This is a genomic window from Roseovarius halophilus (ex Wu et al. 2025) (genome assembly GCF_047086965.1).
Genome location: NZ_JBKOTX010000322.1, coordinates 1 through 4,195 on the forward strand (window position 1 = coordinate 1; position 4,195 = coordinate 4,195).

The 4,195-nt window shown below is 57.4% G+C and carries 4 protein-coding genes and 1 tRNA gene; 4 read left to right on the top strand and 1 reads right to left on the bottom strand.

Features of this window, described 5'->3' with window-relative positions; genetic code table 11:
- Positions 1–22 precede the first annotated feature (22 nt).
- Positions 23–99, top strand: a tRNA-Met gene (locus tag ACH107_RS30550).
- Here ACH107_RS30550 and ACH107_RS30555 read toward each other — a convergent pair.
- The gene (locus ACH107_RS30555) at positions 56–1,795 is read right to left on the bottom strand and encodes a recombinase family protein (protein ID WP_412509458.1); all 1,740 of its coding nucleotides are present in this window, start codon (positions 1,793–1,795) and stop codon (positions 56–58) included. The two genes, ACH107_RS30550 and ACH107_RS30555, sit on opposite strands and share 44 nt — an antisense overlap.
- 373 nt (positions 1,796–2,168) lie before the next feature.
- Between ACH107_RS30555 and ACH107_RS30560 the strand changes: the two genes are divergently transcribed.
- From ACH107_RS30560 to ACH107_RS30570, 3 genes are read left to right on the top strand one after another with little or no spacing between them, the layout of a single operon-like run.
- Positions 2,169–2,897, top strand: a complete 729-nt coding sequence (locus tag ACH107_RS30560; RefSeq protein ID WP_412509455.1) for a hypothetical protein — start codon at positions 2,169–2,171, stop codon at positions 2,895–2,897.
- A 19-nt stretch (positions 2,898–2,916) separates the two neighbouring features.
- Complete coding sequence (locus ACH107_RS30565; RefSeq protein WP_412509456.1) at positions 2,917–3,150, top strand: hypothetical protein; 234 nt, start codon at positions 2,917–2,919, stop codon at positions 3,148–3,150.
- A gap of 37 nt (positions 3,151–3,187) precedes the next feature.
- Positions 3,188–4,192: a tyrosine-type recombinase/integrase gene (locus ACH107_RS30570; protein ID WP_412509457.1), complete on the top strand. Its 1,005-nt coding sequence runs from the start codon at positions 3,188–3,190 to the stop codon at positions 4,190–4,192.
- The last annotated feature ends 3 nt before the right edge of the window (positions 4,193–4,195 follow it).

Sequence of the window (4,195 nt, forward strand, 5' to 3'; positions counted from 1 at the left end):
CCCAAAAAGGGACAAAAATTGCCGCGGGATGGAGCAGTCCGGTAGCTCGTCAGGCTCATAACCTGAAGGTCGTAGGTTCAAATCCTACTCCCGCAACCAGCTTCATTTGCCCGCCGGAGTCATCTTCGGCGGGCAAATCATGTCTAGATCGAGCCCCCGCAACCAGCTTTATTTGCAAAAGGTCGTCCGGCGAAAGCCCGGCGGCCTTTTTGCTTGTCTGGCAGAGGCTTAGAATACCTGCCAGATCACCCTCGATATCCATGACGAAGCCGGTCGCTTCCTCAGAAGAGGGGTGCAGCACTATCCGGTCGATCAGGCTGCGCAGAATCTCCACAGCTTCATGCTGGGCTGACTGATCAGCCAGCGTCGTGCGCAACTCGGCAACCGCCTTGCGGTACCGTGCGCCCATGGACGGATGCAGCAACGGCTTTTCCTCTTTGGGTTCCGCGTTCAGACGCTCTTCGACTTCGGCCCGCTCGGCTTCCAGTGAAATCATGCGATCCTTCACACGCTCGGCAGGCACGCCGTCGCAGATGGCATCGATCATCCGGTCGAGCTCACGGATGATCTTGGCAAGCCGCGCTTCATCCTTCGCGCGGTTGCCGCTCTCGGCCATGCGCAGCGCATTCAGATGACGCGTGTATTCTTCGCAAAACACAGTCAACAGCTCTTCATCCATCAGATGATGTTGAAGACCATTGAGCACAGAAGCTTCGAGGACATCGCGGCGGATTGTCCGCTTGTTCTCACAGGTGCCCTTGTTGCGGGCGCTCGCGCAGCCGAAATGTTGCTGGCTGATCTTCACGAACGTGCTGCCGCAGCAGCCGCATTTGATCAGGCCGGACAGCAGGAATCGCGGGCGGCGCCGATCCCAGAACCCTTCGGCATTGGATTTGTCATGCTTGCCGAGCGACGTCGCGTCCTGCCGCTCCTTCACCTTCTGCCATAGATAATCGTCGATGATCCGCAGGTGCGGCACGTCCTGCACGATCCACTGATCGACCGGATTGAGGCGCGACAGGCGCTTGCCCGTCTCGGGGTCCTTGACGTAGCGCAGGCGGTTCCAGACCAGCCGCCCGATATAGAGCTCATTGTTCAGGATGCCGGTGCCGCGATCCTTGTTGCCGTGGATCGTGGACGGCCCCCACGTCTTGCCGGTCGGCCCTGGCACGTGCTCGGCATTCAGTGTCTTCGCGATCACGCGCGGGGAGGTCCCCGCAGCATACTCGTTGAAGATGCGGCGCACGATATCGGCCTGATCGTCGTTGATCTTGCGATCCCCGCGTTCAGGCTCGCCCGCCGCGTTGACCTTGCGGACAACATCATATCCGTAGGAATTACCACCGCCGGACTTGCCCGCCTCAACAGGGCCGCGCAGGCCGCGGCGCGTCTTGTCCGACAGGTCCTTGAGGAAGAGGGCGTTCATCGTGCCCTTCAGGCCGATATGCAGTTCGCTGATCGCTCCCTCGCTGAGCGTGACGATCTGCACGCCTGCAAAGCTCAACCGCTTGAAGACAGCCGCGATATCTTCCTGATCACGAGAAATCCTGTCCAGCGCTTCGGCGAAAACCACCTGAAACTTGCCCGCCATGGCATCTTGCAAGAGCTGCTGGATACCGGGACGCATCAGGCTGGCGCCGGAGATGCCGTGATCGGCATAGTGCTGCGTCACCTCCATGCCCTCGCGGGCAGCGCGTTCGGCACACAGCCTGATCTGATCCTCGACCGAGGAGGCCGATTGCATATCGGTCGAATAGCGGGCGTATATGACGGCTGGAATCATTGCGGTGCTCATGAGGATGAGCCTTTCGGTCGCGAAGAGGTCCGGGTTTTGGTTGCCTCATAATCCTCTTCGGCCGCCATTTTGGCAAGAGCCCTGACGAGCGCGCACAGCGCCTCGTCAACCACCGCCGGCTCGGCGGGGTGCGTAATCTTCGTATTTTTCCCCCGCTTCTGAGCCATAGCTGTCAGTTTCCGCGTGTGGCTTGCGATCCGTCTCACCCTGTTAATTAGGTTCATGGCCGCCATTTTTCGTGGACACGGATTGGACACGCACCGGGGCAGACGTGCCGACCGGCCTGTGCGGCCGGCCGACGACCGCGCTAGGGGCGCGGTGCAGGATTTGTGCGGATCGCGATCTCGCGTCTGACATTTTGCAGATTTGCGGCATGCGCGAAGTGCTCGTGCGAGCCCAGCTCGCAGCTTGCCAGCTGCGCTTGTGCCTGGCGGAACAGGACATGCAGTTCCGGGAGGCTTTGCTGCGCCAGTGCGGCGCGGGTGAATATCTCAGTCATAACGGCGACTCCTTCTCTGTTTCGAGAGCCCCGACCATCGAGGCCTTTCGCCGTCCCCCGTCATCATCATCGGGCACAGAAGGCCCTCATGGACGGGTGGAGAACAGAGAAGGGAGAAGGTGCCGTAAGGATATTCATCCGCTGGATGGCAGGTCAGCAAACCCGAACAGCGTGGAATGTTCGGATCAAGTGATCGCTGTGATCCGTTGCTCAGCCCGCGTTTTGCGGATGAAGAAAGATAAAATGCCTGAAAAAATTAACAAATCATTAAAGGCCATAATGCTAAAATTGGAATACGAAACTAACGGAACCGACATGAGTAGAAAGAAGAACAACAGCAATGACAAACCCGGTCTGACGATCGATTACTCCAGGGTTGGCGTCATGACCATTGAAGAGTTCAAGCAGGCGCTCTGGACCGACATTCAAATTCTCAAAGACGAGCACAACGTGAAATATGTCACCAAGCCAAAGCTCAAGCTTGGTTTGACAGATGCCTTCGGCGAATGCACGCCGCTACGGGGGCGGTATGACGGCAAGCCCATTTATCGGCTTCACACGCAATACAACCGACCGGCATGCTGGGATTATGATTTGAGTTGAAACACATAGGAAAGGATGGATGAAGCTCCCTTGCTACATTGGATTGGACGAAGCCCGCTCGTTGCTCGCGGAGATGGGTGTCGAGCTAAGTGACAGGCAGATAAAGCGCGCCGCCGAAACCGATATATATGGCCGCCGCAAGCTACCATTCTTTGTCGATCCAATAGATGGGAAGCTAAAGATCGAAAAGGGAACACTTGTGGACATCTATCGCGAAGCGCAAATAGATGCTGAAAACAATCTAAGGGAGTGATACATTCAGGAGTTTTTCGATAATTTATTGAGCAGTAATGAGTGATATTAGAAAAAGGACTGGGAAAAGGGGCGTTACCTATCAGGTCAGATATGCAAGTAGAGCAGCAAAGACCGGATACGCATATAAAACGTTCGACACGCTGAAGGAAGCTCGCGCCTTCCTTGAGAGCGGCGACGCATTCAAGGCGGGCGCAACCCCAAACCGGCACCTCAGTGTCGAGGAAGGCGTGCGGACATGGCTTGATGTTTGTGAGAAGGAGGGGCGGGGCGGACGCGATCCCGTAACGCCGTATACGCTAAAGACGTACCGCTACCGCGCTGGCATCATCAACGACTACGAGTGGCCCAAGCCACTGAGCGAGCTCAGTGCGCCCGATGTGGTCGAGTTTCGTTCCTGGCTGCTTCGAAACCATAGCCGGGATCAGGCCCGCAAGGTCCTTTCCTACTTTCATTCGATGGTGCTCGAACTTGTCAACCGCGGCTTCCTGCAACATGATTTTGCTGCCGGTGTACGGGTTGCAGCGACGTCACGCTATGACGAGCCGGTGACGATCCCCTCAGAGCGCGACATCCACGACTTGCTGCGGGCGGCGGACCGACTTGCCAACTCGAAAAATCTTCAGATCGCCAGAACGTGGGAACGTTACCGTCCGATGCTCTATCTCGCGGTCGATAGCGGTATGCGTCCGCAGGAATATCTCGTCGTTGCCAGGTCCAGTTTCAATGAACGTGGTGTCATGGTCGAGCGGGCGCTTGATGCCGGTGGCCAGAAGATTTCTACGACCAAAACGGCATCCGGGCGCCGGTTCATCGATCTCAGCCCGGAAACGCTCGACATGGTCAGGCACTACGCACAAAACAACGCCACCCCGAACGATTTCGATCTCGCCTTTCCGACCTCGAATGGACGCTGGCTGAGCAGCAATAACTGGCGCCGTAGAGGCTTTCAGATGGAGTGGTTGCCGCCCTCCCCAGACGGCATCGCAATGTGCCAAAGTCGTGGTGCTCAACGCCACGCAAAAAGGAGGACGGCGAGATGAAGG

What these genes read in the sequence shown, in the direction of transcription:
- ACH107_RS30555 (WP_412509458.1), bottom strand. Translation starts at nt 1,795, where the DNA reads ATGAGCACCGCAATGATTCCAGCCGTCATATACGCCCGCTATTCGACC.
- ACH107_RS30560 (WP_412509455.1), top strand. Translation starts at nt 2,169, where the DNA reads ATGCGCGAAGTGCTCGTGCGAGCCCAGCTCGCAGCTTGCCAGCTGCGC.
- ACH107_RS30565 (WP_412509456.1), top strand. Translation starts at nt 2,917, where the DNA reads ATGAAGCTCCCTTGCTACATTGGATTGGACGAAGCCCGCTCGTTGCTC.
- ACH107_RS30570 (WP_412509457.1), top strand. Translation starts at nt 3,188, where the DNA reads ATGAGTGATATTAGAAAAAGGACTGGGAAAAGGGGCGTTACCTATCAG.